Raw genomic sequence first — 23,469 nt, 5'->3', positions numbered from 1 at the left:
TGCAGGGAGACGCTATGCAAAAGGGCCGGTGGCGCGATGGACGGTTGTCCGTCGCGCCACCGGAAGGGGTGAAAGCACGTAACTTTCGGCCTGTTGGGGCGTTTCGACGCGCTATGTGATCGCTATGCCGCCGCCCGTAGCGTCCGGCGGTCCGCCGCGACCTGCGGGTCGAGGACCGGTACGGCGGCCAACAGCCCCTGTGTATAGGTGTGTTGGGGGTTCTCGTACACGGAGTCGACCGGGCCCTCCTCGACGATCCGGCCGGACCGCAGCACCACGACCCGGTCGCTGACCGCCCGGACGACCGCCAGGTCGTGGGCGATGAAGACCAGCGACAGGCCCAGTTCCCGGCGGAGTTCGCCGAGCAGTTGCATCACCTGGGCCTGGGTGGTGACGTCCAGGGCGGAGACCGGTTCGTCGCAGACCAGCAGCCGCGGGCCGGGAGCCAGCGCCCGGGCGATGCCGACGCGCTGGCGCTGGCCGCCGCTCAGCTCGTGCGGATAGCGGTGGTACCAGTCGGGGTCGAGCCCGACCCGTTCCAGCAGTTCACGGGCGCGCCGGAGGGTCGCCGGAGCGTCCTGCCCGCCGGCTGCGCGGAGCGGGTCGGCCACCGATTCGCCGATGGTGCGGCGGGGGTTGAGCGAGGAGGCCGGGTCCTGGAAGACCATCTGGATCTCCCGGCGGACCGGGCGCAGGGCGCGTTCGTCGAGGGAGCCGATGTCGCGGCCCCGGTAGCGCAGCGTTCCCGCGGTGGGCTCCAGGAGGCGGACCAGCATCCGGCCGAGGGTGGTCTTGCCGCTGCCGGACTCGCCGACCAGGCCGAGGGTTTCGCCGGCCCGTACGGTCAGCGAGACGTCGTCGACGGCGGTGGTGCGGGCCCGGCGCGGGCCGAACTCCCGGCGCAGGCCGACGGCTTCGAGGAGCGGCGGTTCGGCCGGGGGTGCGCCGGGCGTGCGGGGTGCCGGGACGACGGGCCGGGGCCGTACGGCGTCCACCCGGGGCACCGCGGCGAGGAGTTCCTTGGTGTACGGGGCCGAGGGCGCGCCGAGGACCTCGCCGACCGGGCCGTGTTCGACGGCCCGTCCGGCGCGCATGACCAGCACCTCGTCCACGGCGCCGGCGGCCACCCCGAGGTCGTGGGTGACCAGGATCAGTCCGGTGCCGGTCTCGGTGCGCAGTTCGTGCAGCAGGTCGAGGATCTGGGCCTGGACGGTGACGTCCAGCGCGGTGGTCGGTTCGTCGGCGATCAGCAGCCGGGGTTCGCAGGCCAGGGCCATCGCGAGCAGCGCCCGCTGCCGCATCCCGCCGCTGAATTCGTGCGGCCGGGAGCGGGCGCGGCGGGCGGCGTCCGCGATGCCGACCCGGTCCAGCGCGGCGACCGCGCGCGCCCGGGCGGTGCGGCGGGAGGCGTCCGGCCGGTGCACCCGGTGCACCTCGGCGATCTGGTCGCCGATGGCGTGGTACGGGTCGAGGGAGGACAGCGGGTCCTGGAAGATCATCGCGGCGGTGCCGCCGCGCAGCCGCCGCAACTCGGCCTCGGGGGCGGCCAGGACGTCGTGCCCGTCGACCCGTACGGTGCCCTCGACCCGCGCGCCGGTGCCGCGGTGCAGGTCGAGCAGGGCGGCGGCGACGGTGGACTTGCCGGAGCCGGACTCGCCGACGATGCCGAGGGCGCGGCCGGGCGCGAGGGAGAAGGAGAGCCCGTCGACGGCGCGGACGCCGGCCGGGTGGTCGCCGGCGGGGAAGGTGACGGCGAGGTCGGTGACCTCGACCAGGGTGCCGGTCATGTCAGGGTGACCCTCCGGTCGGCGAGTGCGTAGAGGACGTCGGCCAGGGCGTTGGCGAGGACGACGGCGGTGCCGATGCCGAGGACGGCGCCGACGACGACGGGCAGGTCCACGGTGCGGACGGAGTGGACCAGCAGCTGGCCGAGGCCGGGCAGGCCGAACAGCGTCTCGGTGAGCATCGCGCCGCCGAACATCGTGCCGAGGTCGATGGCGTTGAGCGCGATGACCGGCGGGAGTGCGCCGCGCAGTGCGTGCCGTCCGATGACCGACCGTTCGGCCAGGCCGTAGGCGCGGAAGGTGCGGATGTGGTCCTCGGCCAGGGTTTCCAGGATCGAGGAGCGGGTCAGCCGGGCGTATTTGGCGGATTCCAGCAGGGCGAGGGTGGTCCAGGGCAGCAGCAGGTTCCAGGCCCACTGCTCGGGGTCCTCGGTCAGCGGGACGTAGGACGGGAACGGCAGCCACTGCAGGGTCGCGCAGAAGAGCATCAGCAGCAGCAGGCCGGTGATGAAGACCGGGGTGGCGGTGCCGGTGAGGGTGAGCACGGTGAGCAGCCGCTCGGTGGTTCCGCCGCGGCGCAGTGCGGAGAGCAGTCCGGTGCCGACGCCGAGCAGCAGCCACAGCACCATCGCGCCGAGGGCGAGGGAGGCGGTGACCGGCAGCCGGGCGGAGAGCAGTGCGGTGACCGGCTGGTCGTTCTGGTAGGAGAGGCCGAAGCAGGGGGCGGGGCAGTGCAGCACGCCGGTGCCGGTGGAGTAGTCGCGGCCGGTGACCAGGCCCGCGAGGAAGTGCAGATACTGCGTCAGGAGTGGTTCATTCAGGCCGAGTTGGTCGCGTACCTGGCGGAGCTGTTCGGCGTTGCAGCGCGGTCCGCAGGCGAGTTTCGCGGGGTCGCCGGGGGCGACGTAGAAGAGCAGGTAGACCAGGACGGAGAGCAGGAACAGCACGATCAGTGCGCCGCCGAGTTTGCGCAGCAGGTAGCCGGTGGTGCCGGTCATGCGGCGGCTCCCTTCGGGGTGTGCCCGGCGGTGGCCGCCGGTGTGCCGCGGGAGCCGCCGCGGGTGCCGACCCGCAGCCGGGAGCGTTCGCGGGGGTCGAGCGCGGCGCGGACCGCGTCACCGAGCACGGTGAAGGCGAGGACGGTCACGAACAGGCAGGCCGCGGGGAGCAGGACGTACAGCGGGTCGGCGCGGAACCAGGTGGTGGCGGTGGAGAGCATCTGTCCCCAGGAGGCGGTGGGCGGTTTGACGCCGATGCCCAGGAAGGACAGGGAGGCCTCGGCGACGATGTTGGTGGGGACGAGGATCGCGGCGTAGGTGATCACGGGGGCGGCGAGCGCGGGCAGGAGTTCCCGGCGGGCGACCCGGGCCGGGCGCCAGCCGGCGAGCCGGGCGGCCGCGACGTGGTCGAGCTTCTTCAGCGACAGTGTCTGGGCGCGCACGACCCGTGCGGTGCTGCCCCAGTTGAGCAGGCCGATGACGATGATCAGCAGCAGTGGGCGGGGGAAGCCGGCCGGTACGACGGCGGTCAGCGCGACACCGAGGACGAGCATCGGCAGCGCGATCATGACGTCGGTGAGGCGGGACAGCACGGTGTCGACGAGCCGGCTGCCGAAGCCGGCGGCCAGGCCGATCGTGACGCCGGTGAGGACCTGGACGGCGGTGGCGCCGAGGGCGACGAGCAGGGAGATCCGCGCGCCGTACAGCAGCCGGACGAACAGGTCGCGCCCGGTGCCCGGTTCGACGCCGAGCCAGTGGTCGGCGCTGATCCCGCCGTGGGTGCCGGTGGGCACGCCGCCGCGGGCCGAGTCGATCAGTGCGTCGTGGTACGTGGTGGCGTCCTGGCCTTCGAGCGCCGCGAGCAGCGGGGCGCCGAGGGCGAGCAGGGCGAGGACGGTGAGGACGGCGGCGGCCGCGACGGCCGACGGGCGGGCGCGCAGCCGCCGCCACACACCGGTTTCCCGGGTGGTTCGTTGCTGGGTCACTTGACCGCGACCTGCGAGATGTCGAGCACGCCGTCCCAGTCGCTGATCACGATGTTCTTGACGTCCTTGCCGTAGAGCCGCTTGTAGACGGGGTGGAACAGCGGGACGGACAGCGCCTTCGCGCCGATCTTCCGGTCCAGGGCGCCCCAGCGGCGGGCCGCCGCGTCGAGGTCGGTGAGCTTGTTGATCTCGTCGATCTCGTGGTTGACGGCCGGGTCGTCGAGCTGGGCGTGGTTGAAGTTGTAGGCGTCCTTGACGATCTGCCGGCCGTCGAAGATCGGCGCGAGGAACGGGCCGCCGGAGGGCCAGTCGGCGCCCCAGTGGCCGATGAACAGGCCGGGCTCGTCCTTGATGCTGTGGGTCTTGTCCTTGTAGTCGTTGTCCTCCAGGCCGGCCAGCTTGACGGTGATGCCGGCCTTCTGCAGCGCTTCCTGCACGGCGGTGGCGACGTCGCGGCTGGTTTCGAAGTTCTTGGCGGTGGAGTGGGTGAGGGTGAGGGTGAGCCCGTTCTTGTGGCCCGCTTCCTTCAGCAGTTCCTTGGCCTTGGCCGGATTTCCGGTCCTTCCGGCCGGGAACGCGTCGTAGGGCGTGTAGCCGAAGGATTTCTGGTGCGGGAGGAAGGTCGTGGCGGGTTCCGCGAGCGAGGAGCCGCCGGCGGCATTGATGACGCTCTGCCGGTTGATGGCGTAGGAAATCGCCTGGCGCACCTTGGGGTTGTCGAAGGGCTTCACCTTCGGGTTGAAGGCGAGGTAGGTGGTGTAGCCGAAGTGGCCGGTGCCGACCCGCTTCTGGAGTTCCTTGTCATTGCCGATCTGGGCGAGTTCGGCCGGGCCGAGGTTGGTGTCGGTGGTGACCGCGGCGGCGTCCGCGCCGGAGCCGGTGGACAGCCGCTGGTTGATGACGGAGGAGTCGAGTCCGGAGCGCACGTCGACGGTGTCGGGGTAGGCGTGGCGTTCCTTGTCGGTCTTCTCCGACCAGTTCTCGTTGCGCGTCAGGACGAGGTGTTCGCCGTCCCCGGTGTTCTTGACGACCTTGTACGGGCCGGAGGAGACGGGGTGTTCCTCGTATTTCGTGCCGGTGTCCTTCTTTCGCGGTACGGGGGCGAACTGGGTCTGCGAGGCCAGCAGCGGGAATTCCCCCTCGGGCTTGCGCAGATGGAATACGAGGGTTTTGGCGTCGGGTGTCTCGATGGACTTCAGGCCGTCCTTGGACGTGTCCTTGTACGGGCCCTGGTATTTCTCGCCGCCGATCAGCCAGTCCCGCAAATAGGGTGCGCCGCCGGAGAGTTCCGCGGCGAAGGACCGCTCGATGCCGTATTTGATGTCGGCGCTGGTGATCGGGGAGCCGTCCTCGAACTTCAGGCCGTCCTTGAGGGTGTAGGTCCACACCGTGGCGTTCTTGCTGGGCCGTCCGGTGTCGGTGGCGAGGTCCGGTACGGCCTTGGCGCCGGCGGCGCCGTTCTCGCGGTTGCGGGTGGTCAGGGTGCGGAAGACCAGGCTGGGGACCTTGCCGCCGCCGGAGGTGTAGAGCCGGGCCGGGTCGAAGTCGGTCTGCGGTTCGGAGTTGAGGACGGTGAGGGTGCCGCCCTTGTGCGGGGTGGCACCGGCCCCGGTGTCGGCGCTGCCGTCCTTGGGCCCGCAGGCGGTCACGCCGCCGGCGAGGAGGACGACGGCCGCGGCCGCGGCCACTTTGCGGGCGGACAGGGGGAGATGACGGGAACGGGCCGGCTCGGCCATGACGGGGGTGCCTTTCGCAGCGGGGCGTCGGCAGGGGGCGGCGGCCGGGCTGTGCGGGCACACGAGGCCGCCCCTGCGGATGCGTTACGGGAGGTGCCCACCGGCATACGGGCATGCCGGTGGGGACGCGTTTCACGCGGGGAAGTGACCCGGTCCGGAGGCGGGCGCCTCTACGGAACCGGGTGGGCCTCAGCGACAGTCGATGTCGGCCACGGACTGCACGGACACGCCGATCAGCGCCAGCTCGATGGCGGCGTGGTCGGTGGCGTGGCGGTGCGGCATGCGCAGATGATGGAACGGAAGTTCGCATCCTGGCAAGGTGTCTCACGATGAGAGACGCCTCGTCTCAGCCAGGACGGCGACGCACTCCCGGCCGGTCCCCCTACCCGCTCGGTCTCAGCGTGCGGTGGGATACGGCCAGGAGTTGGGCCGGCAGGTCACACCGTCCGTGGTCAGGAACTTCGTCTGCTGCATCATCACCGGGGCGAGCGCGCCCTGCCGGGTGCAGGCCTCGTGGTTGTGCCCGAGCCGGTGGCCGACCTCGTGGTTGATCAGCATCTGGCGGTAGGCGTGCATCTTGTCGGGCCCGTACGTCTTCGCACCCTGCGCCCACCGGTAGGCGTTGATCATGACCCGGTCGGTGGCCGCCGAGTCGCAGGAGACGTTCTCCTCGTACGTGTCGAGACCGGACTTGGCGCACCACTTCGCGGTGGTCCCCGGGCTCGCCAGGGTGACCACGAAGTCGGCCGGGCCGGAGGCCACGCGCTGGAACGTGCGTTGCCCGCCGTGCGCCCAACTCCGGTCGTCGTTCAGGGTCTTGTGCACCGCCTCGGCGAAGAGCGCGCCGTCCAGCGGCAGTCCCTCCTCGATGTCGACGCGGTAGCGCAGCACCTTGCCGTGGCCGGGCGCCTCGGCGTTCCCGCCGACCGGCTTGAAGCGGCCGGTCGCGGTCATATGCGCGTCCAGCGGGAAGACCTGCGCCATCTGCTCGTCGTAGCCGGCGGGCTTGGCGTCCTGGGTGGGCCGGGCGTGCGAGCGCGAGGCCTCGTCACCGGCCGCGTCGGTACGGTCGTTGCCGCTGCGCGCCTGCGGGTCGCCGCCGTCCTTGTGCTGCTCGGCGACCTGGCCGGCGATGACGACGGCGAGCACGGTGGTGACCGCGGCGGCCGCCGCGCCGGTGAACGTCCGGCCCTTGCCGCCCTTGCGGGCGCCGTGCCGCGCCTCGTCGAAGGTGGCGTCCGCGCCCTCCGGGAAGTCGTCGTCCTGGAAGTCCTCGTCGGGGCCGTGGTCCACCACCGTCCCCGCGGGCCCGGCGGCGGGCCCGGGCACCCGTACGCCTGCCGCGTCCGGCCGGCCGTACGCCGGGGAGCCGACGGGTGTACGGACGGCGCCGGGCGCACCGGCCCGGAAGACATCGTCGTCGGCGCCGTCCGCGGCGAGCGCGCCGGCCGGGCCGTCGGGGCCGGCCGGCCGCCGGGCGTACGACGCCGCGTCGAAGGCGTCCACGTAATCCCGTCGCGGGCCGCGACCGGTGCCCGGTGCGGCCATCGGCGGCGCGCCGGCCATCTCCGCCCGCGGCCGGGGAATCCGCGGCGCGGCCTGCCCGGGCATCCCGGGCGCGGTCCGTCCGGGCGCGGTCCCGGGCGTCATCGGGGACGTCGGCACGCCCGGGAACGCACCCCAGGCGCCGCCCGGTTCGCGCTGTTCGGGGTGGCCGCCGCGGACCGTGTCACCCCCGGCCGGCTCGCGCCGGCGACGGCCCGGACCGGGGCCGGGGGCGGGTGCCCGGCCGGCCGGCGGACCGTGGCCGGGCGGCGTCGCGGACTGCGAGGGGTCTTCGGCCTCCGGCCGGTCTCGGCGGCTATGACGTCCCACGGGGCGTGTCAGCTCCTGCCCGGATCAGCGGTCACTTCGGTCATCCCGGAATCGAGCAGCTCGCGGACGGCACGCGCCACCGCCTCCGGGTACTCCATCATCGCCACGTGCCCCGCCTCCGGCAGTGTCACCAGCCGCGCACCGCGGAACGCCGCGGCCGCCCGCCGGGCCATCCGGAGGGAGACCAGGCGATCGCGTCCACCGTAGACGAGAAGGGTGGGGGCGAGCACGCGTTCGGCCTGACGCCACAAATTGTGCTGCCCGCCGAGCGTGTACGCGTTCACCAGCGCCCGCGTCGAACGCTCCATCACCTCCCAGAAATAAGGGAGTTCGAGCCGCCGGGCGTACTCGGCGGCCGCGGTGTCGAACCCTTCGGGGGTCACCCTTCCGGGATCGCCGTAACAGAGGGACAGCACCTCGCGGGTGCGGCGCTCGGCGGTCCAGTCGCGGGTGAGCCGGGCGAAGAGGCCGGCGACACCGGGGACGGCGAGCAGCGCGGTGGGCACCGCCGTGCGCTGCGGCCGCAGCTCGGGCAGGGCCGGCGAGATCAGCGTCAGGGTGCGGACCAGATCCGGCCGGGCGGCCGCCACGCGGGTGGCCGTGGTGCCGCCCATGGAGTTGCCGATGAGGTGGACCGGGCCGCGGCCGGCCGCGTCGAGGTGCCGGATCACCGCGCGGGCCTGCGCGGAGACGGAGTAGTTGCCGTCGGCCGGCGGCGGGGAGTGCCCGAAACCGGGCAGATCGAGGGCCTCACCGTCCAGCCGGTCGGCGAGCAGCGGCATCAGCTGCGACCAGTTCTGCGAGGATCCGCCGAGGCCGTGGACGTAGAGCGCGGGCTCGCGCTCCCGGGCCGACCCCGCGTCGCCGTCGCCCCGTACTTCGGGCCGCCCCTCCGGAGCCCGTACGGTGAGGGTGAGGCCCGGCAGGCGCACGGTGCGCACCGTCTCCGCCGCGCCGGGCCGACCAGGGCCGGCCGGGGGCACCGGGAGGGCGGTGGTCGCGGTGTCCGGCGACTCGGTCGAAGACATGGAGTCGATGTTACGAGACGATCACACCCCCAATTGTGTGTTCGCGGTCACACACCGCATCGCGCCGTCGCGGCCGCTCTCCTAGGCTCGTAGGCAGGGGCGGCCGCCCCGGCCCTGCTTTCCTGTCAGGCACCAGCCGACATAGCGAGCACGCGAGGAAGCACCGAGAAAGGCAGTCATCATGCGTGTCGACCCGACCGACCCGGACACTTTCGTGGACGACAGCGACACCGCCGAATTCGACGTGGAGGCGCCGGAGGCGGACGCCCAGGAGCAGTACGCCGATCTCGCACCGCAGCGCGACGAGGCGCTGACCCGCATCGACCCGTCCGCCGCGAACGAGGCGGACCTCGCCGAGCAGGCCCGGGTCGTCGAGCTGAACGAAGACGAATACCGATGACCTGGGACGTTATGTCGCATTGGTGCGGCGGGGCCGGAGAGAAATTCTCGGCCTTGACCGCGCACAGCCGGGTTACCCAAAAGTACGATGGCGGGCGCGGTGCACCACCTTGTACTGGCCGCGTAGGGAACGATTTCTGGGAGGCAGCGTGAGCGCCATCGAGCAGACCGAGGCCGCACGCCCGCGGGGCACACGCCTGCCACGCCGCGCCCGGCGGAACCAGCTTCTGGGCGCGGCCCAGGAGGTTTTCGTCGCACAGGGCTACCACGCCGCGGCAATGGACGACATCGCCGAGCGGGCCGGCGTCAGCAAGCCGGTGCTCTACCAGCACTTCCCGGGGAAGCTGGAGCTCTACCTGGCGCTGCTGGACCAGCACTGCGAGGCGCTGCTCCATTCGGTGCGCTCGGCGCTGGCGTCGACCACCGACAACAAGCAGCGGGTCGCGGCCACGATGGACGCCTACTTCGCGTACGTCGAGGACCCGGGCGGCGCCTTCCGGCTGGTCTTCGAGTCGGACCTGACCAACGAGCCGGCGGTCCGCGAGCGGGTGGACAAGGTGTCGCTGGAGTGCGCCGAGGCCATAAGCGCGGTGATCGCCGAGGACACCGGCCTGTCGCAGGACGAGTCGATGCTGCTCGCGGTGGGCCTGGGCGGTGTCTCCCAGGTGGTGGCGCGCTACTGGCTCTCCTCCGGCAGCGCGGTCCCGCGGGAGACCGCGGTGGCCCTGCTCACGTCGCTCGCCTGGAAGGGCATCGCCGGCTTCCCGTTGCACGGCAGCGACACGCACTGACCCTGTTCGCTGCGGGCGTGTTCCACGGCGTCCTGCCCGTCCCCGTACCGGGCTAATGTGTGCTGCGTACGGCGCGGATGACCGCGCATCCTCCCCCAGCGGTGCTGGGGGACCCCCAGATCGTCGGAGGGACAAAAGCCGTGGAGGTCAAGATCGGCGTGCAGCACGCACCCCGCGAGATCGTTCTGGAGAGCGGGCAGTCTGCCGAGGAGGTCGAGCGGGCGGTGGCCGAGGCGCTGGCCGGCAAGTCGGAGCTGCTCAAGCTGGCGGACGAACACGGCCGCAAGATCCTGGTCCCGGCGGACCGGGTGGCCTACGTGGAGATCGGCGAGCCGGCCGGCCGCAAGGTCGGATTCGGCGCGCTCTGATCGACGGGCGCCGCACGGCGCCCGCCAAGAACGAGGGCGGCGGCCCGGGGGACGCGTTCCCCTGGGCCGCCGCCTTTTCCCGTAGTCCGTCCCGGTCCGCGCCGGGTGCCCGGCCCGCTGCGCTGATCGGGCAGCGGAGCGGCGCACCGAGGGTTGCTGCCGCCGCCCCCTGGGTACGACCGCCTACGACCGATTTGTTCGCCCGACGGATCGACACACCCCGCCACCGGCGTGGTGCCCGGAGTTCGCACGGAACGTGGGAGGGAAGAGCATGATCTTCGAAGCGCTCGGAGCCGTGGCCATCGGCCTCGCCATCGCGGTCGTCGCCATGCGCCGGCTGCCCGACCGCTTCCCCGCGCGCGGTCTCACCCTGGCGACCGGCCCGGTCGCGGCCCTGCTCGGCGCGCTGCTGACCCGCTCGATCCTCGGTGCGGGGCATCCCGTCCAGGTGATGCTCGCCGCGGTCGCCGTGAGTGCCGCGCTGCTCTCGGTCCTGGTGCGCCCGCCGCGCAACCGTCTTCGGCGGCCGGCCGCCACGCTGAAGGGGCACCGGACGGCCTGAAGCGCCCGGCGCCCTTCCTCGGACGTCCTGCGTCGGCCGTCAGGCCGCCAGGCCCAGCGCCGCCATCCGCTTGGTGTGCGCCTCGGTGATCCGGGAGAACATCCGGCCCACCTCCGCCAGGTCGAAGCCGTCGGCGACCCCGCCCACCAGCATCGTGGACAGCGCGTCGCGGTCCGCGACGACCCGCTGGGCCTGGGAGAGCGCCTCGCCCATCAGCCGGCGGGCCCACAGCGCGAGCCGTCCGCCGACCCGCGGCTCGGCCTCGATGGCGGCCCGTACCTTCTCCACGGCGAAGGACGCGTGCCCGGTGTCGTCCAGCACGGTCAGCACCAGATCGCGGGTGTCGGCGTCCAGCCGCGCCGCGACCTCGCGGTAGAAGTCACTGGCGATCGAGTCGCCCACGTACGCCTTGACCAGGCCCTCCAGCCAGTCCGACGGCGCGGTCTGGCGGTGGAACTCGTCCAGTGCGGCGGCGAACGGCTCCATCGCCTCGTTCGGCTCGGCCTCGATCTGCGACAGCCGCTCCCGCAGCCGCTCGAAGTGGTGGAACTCGGCCGAGGCCATCTTGGCCAGTTCGGCCTTGTCGTCCATCGTCGGCGCGAGCTTGGCGTCCTCCGCCAGGCGCTCGAAGGCGGACAGCTCGCCGTACGCGAGCGCGCCGAGCAGATCGATCACGGCGGCCCGGTAGTGCGGGTCGGCGGATGCCTGCACCCAGTTCTGGGCGGCGATCCCGGTGTGTTCTTGCGTGTCAGCCGCAGCGTTGTCAGGCGTTCCCATGGCGGCACAATAGCCCGCGCGGCGCCGCGGGGAAGGCCCTGGTCAGCCAGTTCCGTTCACCCGTCCGATCGGCCCGCCGGACCGGCGCGGGGGCGGTGCGCGGGGACGTGACGTATTCCTCACTCATACACGCCTTCGGATGGGGGCGCCGCATCCGGGGTACAGTGGTATTTGGACCTGCCGAGTATCGGTGGGTCGTTCCACGAAGCGGATGCCCGGTCGGTGGCCCGATCGGCTCCAAACCGACCGCCCTCCCCCGCGGCGCGTACGTAGACGTACGCACAGCAGGAGGCACACCGCTCGCGGCAGGAGCGCCTGAGCGTTGGCAGTGGTCCCGCGCCACCGGCCCCATCAGGCCGGCCCCGTACGAAACCGTGCGACGGTGCGGTACGACCCCCTTCGCCGCCTCACGCCGCGTCTCACAGAAGAGGCAAGATTCTGTCTACGTTTCGAGACCTCGGGATTTTCCCCGAGACCGCCGAGGCCCTGGAAGCCGTCGGTATCGTTTCCCCCTTTCCGATCCAGGAGCTGACGCTCCCCGTCGCCCTCTCCGGCAACGACGTCATCGGCCAGGCCAAGACCGGCACCGGCAAGACCCTGGGCTTCGGACTTCCGCTCATCGAGCGGGTCACCGTTCCGGCGGACGTCGAGGCGGGCCGCTCGCAGCCCGAGCAGCTGACCGAGGCGCCGCAGGCCCTCGTCGTCGTCCCCACCCGTGAGCTGTGCCAGCAGGTCACCAACGACCTGCTCACCGCCGGCAAGGTCCGCAACGTCCGGGTGCTGGCGATCTACGGCGGCCGGGCCTACGAGCCCCAGGTCGAGGCGCTGAAGAAGGGCGTCGACGTGGTCGTCGGCACGCCCGGCCGGCTGCTGGACCTCGCGGGCCAGAAGAAGCTCAACCTCTCCCAGGTCAAGAGCCTGGTTCTGGACGAGGCCGACGAGATGCTCGACCTGGGCTTCCTGCCCGACGTCGAGAAGATCATCCAGCTGCTGCCGGCCAAGCGGCAGACGATGCTGTTCTCCGCGACCATGCCGGGCCAGGTCATCTCCCTGGCCCGCCGCTACATGTCGCAGCCCACGCATATCCGCGCCACCGCGCCGGACGACGAGGGCCAGACCGTCGCCAACACCACCCAGCACGTCTTCCGCGCGCACTCCATGGACAAGCCGGAGATGGTCGCGCGCATCCTCCAGGCCGAGGGCCGCGGCCTGGCCATGGTCTTCTGCCGTACGAAGCGGACCGCGGCGGACATCGCCGACCAGCTCGCCCGGCGCGGCTTCGCGTCCGGCGCGGTGCACGGCGACCTCGGCCAGGGCGCCCGCGAACAGGCGCTGCGCGCGTTCCGCAACGGCAAGGTCGACGTCCTGGTCTGCACCGACGTCGCCGCCCGCGGTATCGACGTCGAGGGTGTGACGCACGTCATCAACTACCAGTCGCCCGAGGACGAGAAGACCTATCTGCACCGCATCGGCCGCACCGGCCGGGCGGGCGCCAAGGGCACCGCGATCACCCTCGTCGACTGGGACGACATCCCGCGCTGGAAGCTGATCAACAAGGCGCTGGACCTGCCGTTCGACGAGCCGGAGGAGACCTACTCCACCTCGCCGCACCTCTATGAGCAGCTCAACATCCCCGAGGGCACCAAGGGCGTGCTGCCGCGCGCCGAGCGCACCCGGGCCGGGCTCGCCGCGGAAGAGGTCGAGGACCTGGGCGAGACCGGCGGCCGCGGCCGCGGTCCCCGCCGGGGCGCGGCCGTCGAGGAGGAGCGCCCCAAGCGCACCCGTACACCGCGGCAGCGCCGCCGTACCCGCAGCGGCGCGCCGGTGGACGACCCGGCTGCTTCCGAGACGAAGGCGACCGGGTCGCTCGATGCCGCCGAGGGCACCGCGGCCGGTGAGGAGTCCGCGGAACCGCGGCAGCCGCGCCGGCGCCGGCGTACCCGCGGCGCGCAGACCGGGGCGACGATCCCGGTGGCGGGCACCGCCCCGGCGCCGGCCACGGAGTCCGCCGACGTGGTCGCCGAGGCCGCCCCGGCCGCCGCCCCGGCCGAGGTGACCGAGGCCCCGGCCAGGCCGAAGCGGACCCGCACCCGGACCCGCAAGGCCGCCGAGCCGGCCGCGACGGACGCCGCCGAGGCCGCGCAGGCCGTGGTGGACACCGCCGAGGGCACCGAGGAGGCGCCGGCCAAGCCGAAGCGCACCCGGACCCGTAAGGCGGCCGCCGCCGAGCCGGCCACCACCGAGGCCGCCGAGGCCGTGGTGGACGGCGTCGAGGGCACCGATGAGGCGCCCGCCAAGCCGAAGCGGACGCGGACCCGCAAGACCGCCGCGGCCAAGGCCACCACCACCGAGACCCCCGTGGTCGCGGAGGAGGCGCCGGCGAAGCCGAAGCGGACGCGCAAGACAGCGGCGAAGACCGCTGCCGCCAAGAAGACCGTGGCCGCGGCCCCCGCCGCCGTCGACGGCGAGGAGGCTCCGGCCAGGCCGAAGCGCACCCGGACCCGTAAGGCCGTCGCCGCCCAGCCGGCCGACTGACGCCGTACGGCCCGACCGGCCCGATCGACCGGACGACCCGGCCCCGCTCCCCGCGGGTGCCGGGTCGTTCGGCGTCCCGGCCCGGTTTTCCCGGACGGCCCGGATAACCTCACTCCATGAGCAGGCCGCCCACCCTCACGCTGCCCCCGTGCGCCCGCGCGTACCGACTCGACACCGACCGCGGCGAGTTCGCCGTCCATGAGGCCCGGCCGGACGGCGCGCCGATCGGGACCGCGCTGCTGGTGCCCGGTTTCACCGGCAGCAAGGAGGACTTCATCGCCTTGCTGTCGCCGCTCGCCGCGGCCGGGTTCCGGGCGGTCGCGGTGGACGGCCGCGGCCAGCACGAGTCCCCCGGCCCGCGGGACGAACGGGCTTACGCACAGCGGGAGTTGGCGCTCGACGTACTGGCCCAGGCGCGGGCCGTGCAGCAGGCCGGGAACGGTCCGCTGCATCTGCTCGGGCATTCGCTGGGCGGCCTGATCACCCGGGCCGCGGTGCTGCTCGACGCCGCCCCGTTCCGTTCGCTCACCGTGCTCAGCTCCGGTCCGGGGGCCATCGAGACCTCCCAGCAGACCCGGGTGCGGATGCTGATCGACGCGCTCGGCTCGCTCGGCATGGAGGACGTCTGGCGGGCGATGCGCGAGCTGGACCCGCCGGAGGCGGCGGACGCCGAGACCCCGCCGGAGATCGGCGCGTTCCTGCACCGACGCTGGCTGAACACCGTCCCCGAGCAGCTGATGGCGACCGGCCGGCAGATGCTGGCGGAGCCCGACCGGGTGGCGCAGCTGGCCCGCACCGGGCTCCCCGTGCATGTCGTCTCCGGGTCCCTGGACTACGCCTGGCCGGTGCCGTCGATGGACGACATGGCGCGCCGGCTGTCGGCCCGGCGCACCGTCATCGAGGGCGCCGAGCACTCCCCCAACGTCGAACGCCCGGAGAAGACCGCCGAGGCGCTGACCGGCTTCTGGAGCGGGGTGGGCTAGCACCCGGGGCCCGGGGCCGGGGGCCGTCCCTGGCCGTGCGTCGGGGTCTCCCTTACGGGTCCGGCCGTGCGTCAGGGGCTCCGTACGGTCCGGCCGTGCGTCAGGAGTCCCGTGCGGGTCCGGCCGTGCATCAGGGTCTCCCCTACGGGTCCGGCCGGACGGCGGTGGCGTCGGCGGTGGCGTCCGGCAGTGGCATCCGGCGGGGTGTCGTCGGGACAGCGCCGGACGGTTCGGCGAGCATCGAAAGGAAACGGGCGGGCCCGGGCGGCCCGTCCGGCACCGGCTGCCGACGAAGGGCCCGACATGACCGAGAACCCCCAGGACGATCCGCACGGCATCGCGCTCACCCGCACCTTCGACGCCCGCCGCGATCTGGTCTTCGAGGCCTGGACCACGCCCGCGCACTTCGCGTACTGGTTCGGTGGGGAGCTCACGGTGCCGGTCGAGCGGATGACGATGGACGTCCGGCCGGGTGGGACGTGGAGTCTGGTCATGCACTCCCCGGACGGCAGTGAGCTGCCGTTCTCCGGGGTGTACCGGGAGGTCGTACCGCCGGAGCGGCTGGAGTTCACGCTCAACGACGCCTATGCGCCGAGCAGTTCGGAGGGCGAACTGATCAGGGTGACCCTGAGCGATCTCGGGGACCGGACGGAGATGGCCTTCCGGCAGCTCGGCGGCAATCTCACCTCGGAGCAGTACCAGCAGGCGGAGGCGGGCTGGTCGAGCTTCTTCGACCGGCTCGCGGGCCTCCTCGCCCGGGCCTGAGCCGCTCCAGCGTTGCCCGGGGTCTCCGCCGGAGCTGTCCGTGAGGGGCGCCCCGGAGCTGTCCCTGAGGTGCCCCAGGAGCTGTCCCCGAGGTTCTCCCCTAGAGCTGTCCCTGGACGTGCTCCCAGAAGCCGTCCCGCAGCACCCGGCGCAGGTCGGCGTGGCCGCGCAGGGAGTGGTGCAGCAGCGCCTCGGCGGCGGTCAGCAGCTCCTGGTCGACGGGGCCGGGGAGGTACGGGTGTCCGGGCAGCAGTCCGGCCGCCCATTCCCGGCCGCGCTCCGCGAGCCACTGGGCGGCGACCCGGGCGCCGACGAAGCGGACCTCCTCCCGGCCGGGCGCCGGCCCCTCGCCACCGGGCTGCTCGGTGACGTCGATGCCGGTCCGCCGGGTGACGTAGGGCTTGCAGAAGTCCAGGTCGAAGACGCGGGTGCTGTCGGCCTCCCACAGCAGCGGTTCGGCCTGGTTGCGGCCGGCCGGTGCCTCGATGCCCCACAGGTGTACCCGGGCGCCGTAGCCCTGGGCGGCCTCGACCGCGGAGACCAGGTCCTCGTCGCCGCCGATGAGCACCGCGTCGGTGATCGCGCGGTGCCGGGCCAGCGACTCCAGGTCCGAGCGGATCAGGGAATCGACGCCCTTCTGCTGGTTGTTGGCGTTGAGGTTGCCGAGCCTGACCTTCACGTCCGGCAGTTCGGCGATCCGCTGCTGCTCGGGGGTGTGGAGGCGGCGGCGGGCGCCGTCGTACCAGTAGACCCGCAGCAGCCGGCTGTCCGGGAAGATCGTCCGGGCCCGGTCGATGAAGGCCTCGATGATCCCCTCGGCGTCCAGCTCGAAGCCCTTGCGGTCCTCGGTGCCGGCGACGAGCTTCCCCGCGGCGGCGTAGACATAGCCGGCGTCGACGAAGGCGGCGTGCACCGAGGGGGTCGTGCCGACCTTGTTGAGGACCCGGGCGAGCAGCTCGTTGGTGCGCGCCATCCCGGCGGCGAGCGCGGCGAGGTCGGTGGGGCCCGGGGGCTGGAGGTCGTTCATACCGGACCCATTGTCCGGGCGTCCGCTCGGCGGGCACAACCGCTCTACCTGCGAGTATTTAGACCGTCGAAAAATTTCTTTAGCGTAGGGAATGATTGCAGGGTGCGGGTCGTTGTACCGGTACGGAAGGACGGGCGACGAGGCCCCTCATTCCGTCTCACTCACGTTCTCCGCAGGAGGATTCCGACGAAGGGAGAAGCCTGATGCGCTTCGAGATCATGCGCCTGGACGATGTCGACGGCACGGCCGTGGACAGCACTGTCGTGGACGCCGCCTCCGTCAACCGGATCGTGCAGCAGGCCGCCGCAACCGGCCAGCGCATCTACATCCGCCCGGCCGACACCGCCGCCCGTTAATCCCTGGCCGCCGAAGGCCACCGACGCCGCACCGCCCCCGTACGGAACATGCCGTACGGGGGCGCTGCCGTACCTAGGGGCGGCGCGCCCAGGACCCTGGGTCAGGGACCGGCGCGCACCGGACCCCGGGGCAGGGGGCGGCGCGTGCAGGGCCCCGGGGCAGGGGCCGACGCGCACACGGGGCCCCGGGTGCGGCCCCGCCGCCTCAGGCCGCCTGGATGACCTGCAGCACGCCGTTGATGATCTGCTGCACGGCCAGCGCGGACAGCATCATGCCCGCCAGCCGGGTCACCAGGACCACCCCGCCGTCCTTGATCACGCGGATGATCACCAGCGAGAACCGCATCACCAGATACAGCACCACATGGATCGCCGCGATCGCCGCCCATACGGAGACCTGGGCCGCGAACCCGTGCGCGTGCTGCACCGCGAGGATCACCGACACGATGGCACCGGGCCCGGCCAGCAGCGGCATGCCCAGCGGCACCAGCGCCACATTGACGTCCTTGGTCTGGGTCGGCTCCTCCGACTTCCCGGTCAGCAGGTCCAGCGCGACCAGCAGGAGCAGCAGTCCGCCCGCGATCATCAGCGCGGGCGTCGAGATGTGCAGCCGGCCCAGGATCTGCCGGCCGAACAGCCCGAAGACGGCGATCACGCAGAACGCCACGGCGGCGGCCTGCCAGGCCATCCGGCGCTGGACCTTGGCTGGCCGGCCGGAGGTGAGGGCGAGGAAGATCGGGGTGATCCCCGGCGGGTCCATGATCACGAAAAGCGTGACGAAAAGGGTGCTGAAGACGGCGACGTCGAACATGGTTGGCCTTGCGAGAGGTGGTACGGACGAGCGGAAATCGGGGCGGTCACGGGCCGGCACGAGGCGTGCGCGGGCCCGGGAGAGACGACGGAAGAACAGGACGGGGGGAGCCGGTACGGCGCGCGGGGCGCGGACCGGCGGGCGGGCGGCACGATGCGCGCCTTCGGTGCGGCGCGCGGTCGTCACCCGCGGCGGGGCTCAGCCGCCCGCGCCGGGGACCGGGAAGGCGCCGGTGGCGCGGCGCACGATCTCCCCGTAGATCTCGGGGTCGGTGGTGTGGTCACCGAGCCGGCAGGTCTTGCGGCTGCCGTGGTAATCGCTGGAGCCGGTGGTCAGCAGGCCGAGGTCGGCGGCCAACCCGCGCAGCCGGGCGCGGGTCGGCGCGTCGTGGTCCATGTGGTCGACCTCGATGCCGTCCAGGCCGGCCGCGGCGAGCTCGGCCATCGCGCTCTCCGGTACGCACCTGCCGCGCTTGACGGCCAGTGGGTGCGCGAAGACGGTGACCCCGCCCGCGGCCTTGACCAGCCGGATCGCGTCGAACGGGTCGAGCTCGTGCTTCTCCACGTACGCCGGGCCGTCGCTGGCGAGCCAGGAGTCGAAGGCCTCGTTGACCGAGCCGACGACGCCCAGCTCCATGAGGGCGGTGGCGATGTGCGGGCGGCCCACGGCGCCGTCGCCGGCGATCCGGGCGACCTGCTCCCAGGTGACCGGGACGCCGTGCTCGCGGAGCTTGTCGATGATGGCCCGGGCCCGCGGCACCCGGTCGTCGCGGACCAGCTCCCGCTCGCGGGCGAGTTCGGGCTCCTCGGGGTCGAAGAGGTAGGCGAGCATATGGAGGCTCACCCCGTCGATCCGGCAGGAGAGTTCGGCGCCGGTGACCAGCGTCAGCCCCTCGGGCAGCGCGGCCCGCGCCTCGGCGTGGCCGGCGACGGTGTCGTGGTCGGTCAGCGCGACGACGTCCAGCCCGGCGGCCGCGGCGCCGCGCACCAGCTCGGCCGGGGTGTCCGTACCGTCGGAAGCCGTGGAGTGGGTGTGCAGATCGATGCGCACGACGCGGACTCCAGACTGCTGCGGGACGGACGGGGGACCTCAGAAGGATAACCGGGCCGCCGGACACCCCGGCCCGCGCCGGCGGGCGGCCCCTCCCCGGACGGCCCGCCGAGGTCAGCCCAGGACGCGCGGGGAGAGCGCCCCGCACGGCAGCAGGTCCACCTCGGCGCCCGCCTCGCGCAGATCGGTCAGCACCAGTTCGCCGTACATCAGCAGCCCGGACTGCTCGGGCCAGGCGATCGCCCACAGCCACAGCCCGCGCGCCTCGCCGGCGAAGACCGCGCGGTCCGGCGGCGCAGCGTTCACCTGCCAGAGCGGAGTGGGCCGGCCGGCCGCCAGCACCTTCGCCTGCGGGGGTTTGTCGACACACAGGTGGGAGCCGGGGTCGGGGCCGTCGATACCGGCGTAGCGCGCACCGAGCCCGACGCCCAGTTCCTCGGCGATCAGGAGGAGTTCACCGGGTCCGCCGAGCGGTCCGGGGCCCGAGCAGGCCACCGCGGTCGCCCGGCCGCCGCTGCGGTCGTCGCCCGCACAGGCCACGCCGGTGAACAGCCAGCCGACCGGCAGCGGCCAGGGCATCCAGACGGGGACCTGCGCGCGGTGCACGACGACGCCGAGCGCCTCGACGCTCGGCGGGACGACCGGCTGGAGCGGATGCACGGTGCCGTGCACGGAACACTGCCAGGTGTCGGAGAAGAGACCGGGCGCCCGTACCCGGCCTCCGCACTTCGGGCAACTGGGTTCGCCCCTCATAAGGACCAACGGTCCTCCAGGCCCGCCGCCGCGTCAAGGACGATCACCCGACCGATGTGTGCGGAATCACTTGCCACGCCGCGCACTTGACCACTCCGGCGCCTCCCGCCACCCACCCGAAAAACTAGTTGCAGCTTGCATTTTTTAGGCCCCCTAACTTAATATGTGCAATGGTCAACGATCTTCGGCGAGGGGAAGGGGAACCGCGGCATGAGCGGCATCACGAGCAGTGGCCACGGCGGTGGCACGACGGCCGATCCGTTCGACGAGGGCGGCGGCACCCTGCTGCGTCAGCCGAAGGCCGTCTGGGCCACGGCCGGCGCCTCGGTCGTGGCCTTCATGGGCATCGGCCTGGTCGACCCGATTCTCCCCTCGATCGCCCAGGGCCTCCACGCCTCCCACAGCCAGGTCTCCCTGCTGTTCACCTCGTACTTCCTGATCACCGCCGTCGCGATGCTGCTCACCGGCTTCGTCTCCAGCCGCATCGGCGGCCGCAGGACCCTGCTGCTCGGCCTCGCCTTCGTGGTGGTCTTCGCCGCCCTCTCGGGCATGTCCGGCTCGGTCGGCGCACTCGTCGGCTTCCGGGCCGGCTGGGGCCTCGGCAACGCGCTCTTCGTCTCCACCGCCCTCGCGGTCATCGTGGGCGCGGCCGCGGGAGGCAGCGCGGCGGCGATCCTGCTCTACGAGTCCGCGCTCGGCCTCGGCATGGCCTGCGGCCCCCTGCTCGGCGCGGCCCTCGGCAACGTCAGCTGGCGCTACCCCTTCTTCGGTACGGCCACGCTGATGGCGATCGGCTTCCTGTGCATCACGGCGTTCCTCAAGGAGCAGCCCAGGCCCGCCCGCAAGACCTCGCTCCTCGACCCGATCAGGGCGCTCGGCCACGGCGGCCTGGCCGCGGCGGCCGGCTCGGCGTTCTTCTACAACTACACGTTCTTCACCGTGCTGGCCTTCACGCCGTTCGTGCTGCACCTGACCCCGTACCGCTCCGGCGCGGTGTTCTTCGCCTGGGGCGTGCTGCTCGCGGTCTTCTCGGTACTCGTGGCCCCGCGCCTGCAGGCGCGGTTCGGCTCGCTGAAGGTGCTCGGCGGCTCGCTGGTGCTGCTCGCGGTGGACGTGCTCGTCCTCGGCTACGGCGACCACACCACGGCCGTCGTCTGCACGATCCTGTCCGGCGCCTTCATCGGCGTGAACAACACGGTCTACACCGAGCTGGCGCTGGGCGTGTCGGACGCCCCGCGCCCGGTGGCGAGCGCGGGCTACAACTTCGTCCGCTGGTTCGCGGCCGCGGCGGCGCCCTTCCTCGCGCCGCAGATCGAGGAGTGGACCGACCTCCACATACCGTTCGTGGTCGCCGCGGTCACCGCGGTGCTGGGCGCGCTGGTGGTCGTCGTACGGCGGAACGCCCTCGCTCACGACGCCACGGAGCACCAGCCGCAGCACGCGACCCGGGACGGCGTCACGGTCTTCGCCAACTGACGTTTTCCGAGCGGCACTTGGTGAGTTCGCTCACTCCGCCTCAGTCGAGCGGGACGGCCTTACGGGCGGGATCCCGCAGATCCGTCCCGTTCGCGAGCCAGCGCTCCTGGAGGGCCTCCGCCCCGTGCACCCGCTTCCAGGCGGCCTCGTTGGGCGTCATCGGCAGCAGCGGCAGGAACCGTACGGGGTCCATCGGAGCGTCCAGCTCCAGGTCCTCGATCAGCCCGCCCGACTCGGCGACCAGGACCGAGCTGAAGGGCGCGCCGGGCCACAGCGGCTCACCCACGTCCAGGGAGGCGCCCGGCGCCACCACGACGCCCTCGACCTGCGGGGACGCGGCGAGCACGGCCAGCGGGCGGAGCACCTTGTCGGTGTCGGCGCGGCCGGCCTTCACCGACAGCAGGAGTTCGGCGCGCGGCCCCTTCAGCGGGTCCGCGACCACCGCCGTGGGGTCGGCCATCGGCTGGGCGGACATCCCGAGCGTGGCGTAGCGCACCACCCCGTTGTCCACGAAGCGGAGCACCTCGATACGGTCGGTGCCGAGGAAGGTGACGGCGGCGCGCGCGTCCGGCTCGCCCAGACTCGTCCGCAGCCGGGCTTCGACCAGCTCAAGAACATCAGACATGCCGCGAGCATATGGCCGGTCCGCCGACCGGCCGTCGGCCGTCCGTGAGTCCGCTGCGCGACAGAGCTGTTGTTCGTATGGAACAGGCAAAGCGGCACCGTGGCGCTCCAGGCGGCTGATAGCCTTGCCGTCTGGTCAGGGAATGACGTTCGTCCCCCAGCGGGGACCGGCCGGAGGAGGTGGGGCTGCGGTGGATCCGAGTCGACCGTGCAGTACCGATAGCTCTCCTGTCATCCCCCTCGCGCAATCACTCTCCTGATCGAGAGCTTCCGTACCCCGCCGCAGAGCGGCGAAACCGGGGAAGCGCCTTTGCGCCGGATGTAGATGACGGAAGAGCGCCTTCGCCTCTTTGTTCCGTGTTCTGCGAATCGCCGTCAGCATCCGCACGGAGCGCCGCCCGCTTTGCGGACGTACCGCCGATGACGCTGCGTACGTCCACGTTCCGGGCAGCGTTGCGCCCCGCGCCCGCGTTGACGGCCGGCCCGTGAAGGAGCCCGCCCATGTCGATGATCCGTGACCTGCGCGCCGCCGTCCGCCCGTCCCGGCGCCGCGACGACGCCCCGTACCGCTCCGAGAGCACCGCCCCGGCCTGCGCCAACAGCGCCATCGTCGACTGCGGGGTGTACCGCGAGGGCCGCCGGGTGAGCAACCACGTCACCCCGGCCGAGGCGATGGCCTCCGTACGCGCCGACGGCGGCTTCATCTGGGTGGGGCTGCACGAGCCCACCGAGGCCGAATTCGCCGGTATCGCCAAGGAGTTCGGGCTGCACCCGCTCGCCGTCGAGGACGCCGTGCACGCCCACCAGCGGCCCAAGCTGGAGCGCTACGACGACACGCTGTTCACCGTCTTCAAGACCGTCCACTACGTCGAGCACGCCGAGCTGACCGCCACCAGCGAGGTCGTGGAGACCGGCGAGGTGATGTGCTTCACCGGCCGGGACTTCATCGTGACCGTGCGGCACGGCGGCCAGGGCTCCCTGCGGGCGCTCCGGCACCGGCTGCAGGACGACCCGGAGCTGCTGGCCAAGGGGCCGTCCGCGGTCCTGCACGCCATCGCCGACCAGGTGGTCGACGGCTACATGGCGGTGGCCGGCGCGGTCCAGGACGACATCGACGAGGTGGAGATCGACGTCTTCAGCTCGGGCACCAACGGCAAGGGCAACGGCTCCAAGAGCTCCGCCAAGGGCGGCGACGCCGGGCGGATCTACCAACTCAAGCGCGAGGTACTGGAGTTCAAGCGCGCGGTGTCGCCGCTGCTGCGGCCGATGCAGCTGCTCAGCGAGCGGCCGATGCGGCTGGTCGACTCCGACATCCAGAAGTACTTCCGGGACGTCGCGGACCACCTGGCGCGGGTCAACGAGCAGGTGCTGTCCTTCGACGACCTGCTCAACTCGATCCTGCAGGCCAACCTCGCGCAGGCGGCGGTGGCGCAGAACGAGGACATGCGCAAGATCACGGCCTGGGCGGCGATCTTCGCGGTGCCCACGATGATCGCCGGCATCTACGGCATGAACTTCACCTACATGCCGGAGCTGCACTGGAAGTACGGCTATCCGGCGATGATGGTCGTCACGGTCGCCATCTGCTTCGGCATCCACCGCGGCTTCAAGCGCAACGGGTGGTTGTGAGCCCTGGCGGGTGCGGCGGTTCCGGCCGGGGGTCCGGGGGTTGCCCCCCGGGAGGACACAGCAAGCGCAACGGGTGGTTGTGAGCCCTGGCGGGTGCGGCGGTTCCGGCCGGGGGTCCGGGGGTTGCCCCCCGGGAGGACACAGCAAGCGCAACGG

At 72.5% G+C, this 23,469-nt stretch carries 23 protein-coding genes; 10 read left to right on the top strand and 13 right to left on the bottom strand.

Annotation, left to right across the window (positions count from 1 at the left end; genetic code table 11):
• Positions 1-122: 122 nt before the first annotated feature.
• From ACFV1J_RS27570 to ACFV1J_RS27540, 7 genes are all read right to left on the bottom strand, one after another.
• A complete protein-coding gene (locus tag ACFV1J_RS27570) occupies positions 123-1,787 on the bottom strand; it encodes a dipeptide ABC transporter ATP-binding protein (protein WP_385862403.1) in 1,665 nt (554 codons plus the stop codon).
• Positions 1,784-2,782, bottom strand: coding sequence for an ABC transporter permease (locus tag ACFV1J_RS27565; RefSeq protein ID WP_385862402.1), 999 nt, complete (start codon positions 2,780-2,782; stop codon positions 1,784-1,786). The genes ACFV1J_RS27570 and ACFV1J_RS27565 overlap by 4 nt, the downstream gene beginning before the upstream one ends.
• Positions 2,779-3,768: an ABC transporter permease gene (locus ACFV1J_RS27560; protein WP_385862399.1), complete on the bottom strand. Its 990-nt coding sequence runs from the start codon at positions 3,766-3,768 to the stop codon at positions 2,779-2,781. Before ACFV1J_RS27560 ends, ACFV1J_RS27565 begins: the two co-directional genes overlap by 4 nt.
• Entirely contained in the window at positions 3,765-5,504 is a 1,740-nt protein-coding gene (locus tag ACFV1J_RS27555) for an ABC transporter substrate-binding protein (RefSeq protein ID WP_385862398.1), read from the bottom strand. Before ACFV1J_RS27555 ends, ACFV1J_RS27560 begins: the two co-directional genes overlap by 4 nt.
• 189 nt (positions 5,505-5,693) lie before the next feature.
• On the bottom strand, positions 5,694-5,786 hold the full coding sequence (locus ACFV1J_RS27550) for an Ms4533A family Cys-rich leader peptide (RefSeq protein ID WP_385862396.1): 93 nt from the start codon (positions 5,784-5,786) through the stop codon (positions 5,694-5,696).
• 114 nt (positions 5,787-5,900) lie between these two features.
• Positions 5,901-7,379, bottom strand: coding sequence for a DUF3152 domain-containing protein (locus ACFV1J_RS27545; RefSeq protein WP_385862394.1), 1,479 nt, complete (start codon positions 7,377-7,379; stop codon positions 5,901-5,903).
• Positions 7,380-7,387: 8 nt separating this feature from the next.
• On the bottom strand, positions 7,388-8,407 hold the full coding sequence (locus ACFV1J_RS27540) for an alpha/beta fold hydrolase (protein WP_385862393.1): 1,020 nt from the start codon (positions 8,405-8,407) through the stop codon (positions 7,388-7,390).
• A 181-nt stretch (positions 8,408-8,588) separates the two neighbouring features.
• On the opposite strand from ACFV1J_RS27540, the gene ACFV1J_RS27535 reads away from it, so the two are divergent.
• From ACFV1J_RS27535 to ACFV1J_RS27520, 4 genes are all read left to right on the top strand, one after another.
• The gene (locus tag ACFV1J_RS27535) at positions 8,589-8,807 is read left to right on the top strand and encodes a hypothetical protein (protein WP_385862391.1); all 219 of its coding nucleotides are present in this window, start codon (positions 8,589-8,591) and stop codon (positions 8,805-8,807) included.
• A 148-nt stretch (positions 8,808-8,955) separates the two neighbouring features.
• Positions 8,956-9,597, top strand: a complete 642-nt coding sequence (locus ACFV1J_RS27530) for a TetR/AcrR family transcriptional regulator (protein WP_385862389.1) — start codon at positions 8,956-8,958, stop codon at positions 9,595-9,597.
• Between the two features lie 140 nt (positions 9,598-9,737).
• Complete coding sequence (locus ACFV1J_RS27525; RefSeq protein ID WP_261955827.1) at positions 9,738-9,965, top strand: DUF3107 domain-containing protein; 228 nt, start codon at positions 9,738-9,740, stop codon at positions 9,963-9,965.
• A gap of 271 nt (positions 9,966-10,236) precedes the next feature.
• The gene (locus ACFV1J_RS27520; protein WP_385862387.1) at positions 10,237-10,527 is read left to right on the top strand and encodes a hypothetical protein; all 291 of its coding nucleotides are present in this window, start codon (positions 10,237-10,239) and stop codon (positions 10,525-10,527) included.
• Between the two features lie 39 nt (positions 10,528-10,566).
• Here the strand turns inward: ACFV1J_RS27520 and ACFV1J_RS27515 are convergent, their stop codons facing one another.
• Positions 10,567-11,304 (bottom strand): ferritin-like fold-containing protein, encoded by a 738-nt coding sequence (locus tag ACFV1J_RS27515; RefSeq protein ID WP_385862385.1) that lies wholly within the window; start codon positions 11,302-11,304, stop codon positions 10,567-10,569.
• 315 nt (positions 11,305-11,619) lie between these two features.
• On the opposite strand from ACFV1J_RS27515, the gene ACFV1J_RS27510 reads away from it, so the two are divergent.
• From ACFV1J_RS27510 to ACFV1J_RS27500, 3 genes are all read left to right on the top strand, one after another.
• On the top strand, positions 11,620-13,839 hold the full coding sequence (locus tag ACFV1J_RS27510; RefSeq protein ID WP_385862491.1) for a DEAD/DEAH box helicase: 2,220 nt from the start codon (positions 11,620-11,622) through the stop codon (positions 13,837-13,839).
• Between the two features lie 116 nt (positions 13,840-13,955).
• On the top strand, positions 13,956-14,822 hold the full coding sequence (locus tag ACFV1J_RS27505) for an alpha/beta fold hydrolase (protein ID WP_385862383.1): 867 nt from the start codon (positions 13,956-13,958) through the stop codon (positions 14,820-14,822).
• A gap of 303 nt (positions 14,823-15,125) precedes the next feature.
• Positions 15,126-15,587, top strand: a complete 462-nt coding sequence (locus tag ACFV1J_RS27500) for an SRPBCC domain-containing protein (protein ID WP_385862381.1) — start codon at positions 15,126-15,128, stop codon at positions 15,585-15,587.
• Positions 15,588-15,687: 100 nt separating this feature from the next.
• Here the strand turns inward: ACFV1J_RS27500 and ACFV1J_RS27495 are convergent, their stop codons facing one another.
• Complete coding sequence (locus ACFV1J_RS27495) at positions 15,688-16,614, bottom strand: NYN domain-containing protein (protein ID WP_385862379.1); 927 nt, start codon at positions 16,612-16,614, stop codon at positions 15,688-15,690.
• 203 nt (positions 16,615-16,817) lie between these two features.
• On the opposite strand from ACFV1J_RS27495, the gene ACFV1J_RS27490 reads away from it, so the two are divergent.
• On the top strand, positions 16,818-16,970 hold the full coding sequence (locus tag ACFV1J_RS27490) for a hypothetical protein (RefSeq protein WP_093485054.1): 153 nt from the start codon (positions 16,818-16,820) through the stop codon (positions 16,968-16,970).
• Positions 16,971-17,175: 205 nt separating this feature from the next.
• Here the strand turns inward: ACFV1J_RS27490 and ACFV1J_RS27485 are convergent, their stop codons facing one another.
• The 3 genes from ACFV1J_RS27485 to ACFV1J_RS27475 form a co-directional block, all read right to left on the bottom strand.
• A complete protein-coding gene (locus ACFV1J_RS27485; RefSeq protein ID WP_385862377.1) occupies positions 17,176-17,781 on the bottom strand; it encodes a MarC family protein in 606 nt (201 codons plus the stop codon).
• A gap of 198 nt (positions 17,782-17,979) precedes the next feature.
• Positions 17,980-18,831 carry a PHP domain-containing protein gene (locus tag ACFV1J_RS27480; protein ID WP_385862375.1) on the bottom strand — a complete coding sequence of 284 codons (852 nt, stop codon included), beginning with the start codon at positions 18,829-18,831 and terminating at the stop codon, positions 17,980-17,982.
• A 114-nt stretch (positions 18,832-18,945) separates the two neighbouring features.
• Positions 18,946-19,584 carry a DUF6758 family protein gene (locus ACFV1J_RS27475; protein ID WP_385862373.1) on the bottom strand — a complete coding sequence of 213 codons (639 nt, stop codon included), beginning with the start codon at positions 19,582-19,584 and terminating at the stop codon, positions 18,946-18,948.
• Between the two features lie 210 nt (positions 19,585-19,794).
• On the opposite strand from ACFV1J_RS27475, the gene ACFV1J_RS27470 reads away from it, so the two are divergent.
• On the top strand, positions 19,795-21,060 hold the full coding sequence (locus ACFV1J_RS27470; protein WP_385862371.1) for an MFS transporter: 1,266 nt from the start codon (positions 19,795-19,797) through the stop codon (positions 21,058-21,060).
• A gap of 40 nt (positions 21,061-21,100) precedes the next feature.
• Here the strand turns inward: ACFV1J_RS27470 and ACFV1J_RS27465 are convergent, their stop codons facing one another.
• Positions 21,101-21,685 carry a suppressor of fused domain protein gene (locus ACFV1J_RS27465; RefSeq protein WP_385862369.1) on the bottom strand — a complete coding sequence of 195 codons (585 nt, stop codon included), beginning with the start codon at positions 21,683-21,685 and terminating at the stop codon, positions 21,101-21,103.
• Positions 21,686-22,185: 500 nt separating this feature from the next.
• Here ACFV1J_RS27465 and ACFV1J_RS27460 point away from each other — a divergent pair, with 500 nt between their 5' ends.
• Positions 22,186-23,313 carry a magnesium and cobalt transport protein CorA gene (locus ACFV1J_RS27460; RefSeq protein WP_385862367.1) on the top strand — a complete coding sequence of 376 codons (1,128 nt, stop codon included), beginning with the start codon at positions 22,186-22,188 and terminating at the stop codon, positions 23,311-23,313.
• Positions 23,314-23,469 lie beyond the last annotated feature (156 nt).

The organism is Streptomyces sp. NPDC059649 (genome assembly GCF_042734445.1).
Classification (GTDB): domain Bacteria; phylum Actinomycetota; class Actinomycetes; order Streptomycetales; family Streptomycetaceae; genus Streptomyces.
Note: the sequence above shows the minus strand (reverse complement) of the source record. Positions and strands in the feature narration are given on the sequence as shown.

Bases quoted from the DNA above. Each gene is read 5' to 3' on its own strand.
- ACFV1J_RS27570 (WP_385862403.1), bottom strand. From the start codon at position 1,787: ATGACCGGCACCCTGGTCGAGGTCACCGACCTCGCCGTCACCTTCCCC.
- ACFV1J_RS27565 (WP_385862402.1), bottom strand. From the start codon at position 2,782: ATGACCGGCACCACCGGCTACCTGCTGCGCAAACTCGGCGGCGCACTG.
- ACFV1J_RS27555 (WP_385862398.1), bottom strand. From the start codon at position 5,504: ATGGCCGAGCCGGCCCGTTCCCGTCATCTCCCCCTGTCCGCCCGCAAA.
- ACFV1J_RS27550 (WP_385862396.1), bottom strand. From the start codon at position 5,786: ATGCCGCACCGCCACGCCACCGACCACGCCGCCATCGAGCTGGCGCTG.
- ACFV1J_RS27540 (WP_385862393.1), bottom strand. From the start codon at position 8,407: ATGTCTTCGACCGAGTCGCCGGACACCGCGACCACCGCCCTCCCGGTG.
- ACFV1J_RS27535 (WP_385862391.1), top strand. From the start codon at position 8,589: ATGCGTGTCGACCCGACCGACCCGGACACTTTCGTGGACGACAGCGAC.
- ACFV1J_RS27520 (WP_385862387.1), top strand. From the start codon at position 10,237: ATGATCTTCGAAGCGCTCGGAGCCGTGGCCATCGGCCTCGCCATCGCG.
- ACFV1J_RS27515 (WP_385862385.1), bottom strand. From the start codon at position 11,304: ATGGGAACGCCTGACAACGCTGCGGCTGACACGCAAGAACACACCGGG.
- ACFV1J_RS27505 (WP_385862383.1), top strand. From the start codon at position 13,956: ATGAGCAGGCCGCCCACCCTCACGCTGCCCCCGTGCGCCCGCGCGTAC.
- ACFV1J_RS27500 (WP_385862381.1), top strand. From the start codon at position 15,126: ATGACCGAGAACCCCCAGGACGATCCGCACGGCATCGCGCTCACCCGC.
- ACFV1J_RS27495 (WP_385862379.1), bottom strand. From the start codon at position 16,614: ATGAACGACCTCCAGCCCCCGGGCCCCACCGACCTCGCCGCGCTCGCC.
- ACFV1J_RS27490 (WP_093485054.1), top strand. From the start codon at position 16,818: ATGCGCTTCGAGATCATGCGCCTGGACGATGTCGACGGCACGGCCGTG.
- ACFV1J_RS27485 (WP_385862377.1), bottom strand. From the start codon at position 17,781: ATGTTCGACGTCGCCGTCTTCAGCACCCTTTTCGTCACGCTTTTCGTG.
- ACFV1J_RS27475 (WP_385862373.1), bottom strand. From the start codon at position 19,584: ATGAGGGGCGAACCCAGTTGCCCGAAGTGCGGAGGCCGGGTACGGGCG.
- ACFV1J_RS27470 (WP_385862371.1), top strand. From the start codon at position 19,795: ATGAGCGGCATCACGAGCAGTGGCCACGGCGGTGGCACGACGGCCGAT.
- ACFV1J_RS27465 (WP_385862369.1), bottom strand. From the start codon at position 21,685: ATGTCTGATGTTCTTGAGCTGGTCGAAGCCCGGCTGCGGACGAGTCTG.
- ACFV1J_RS27460 (WP_385862367.1), top strand. From the start codon at position 22,186: ATGTCGATGATCCGTGACCTGCGCGCCGCCGTCCGCCCGTCCCGGCGC.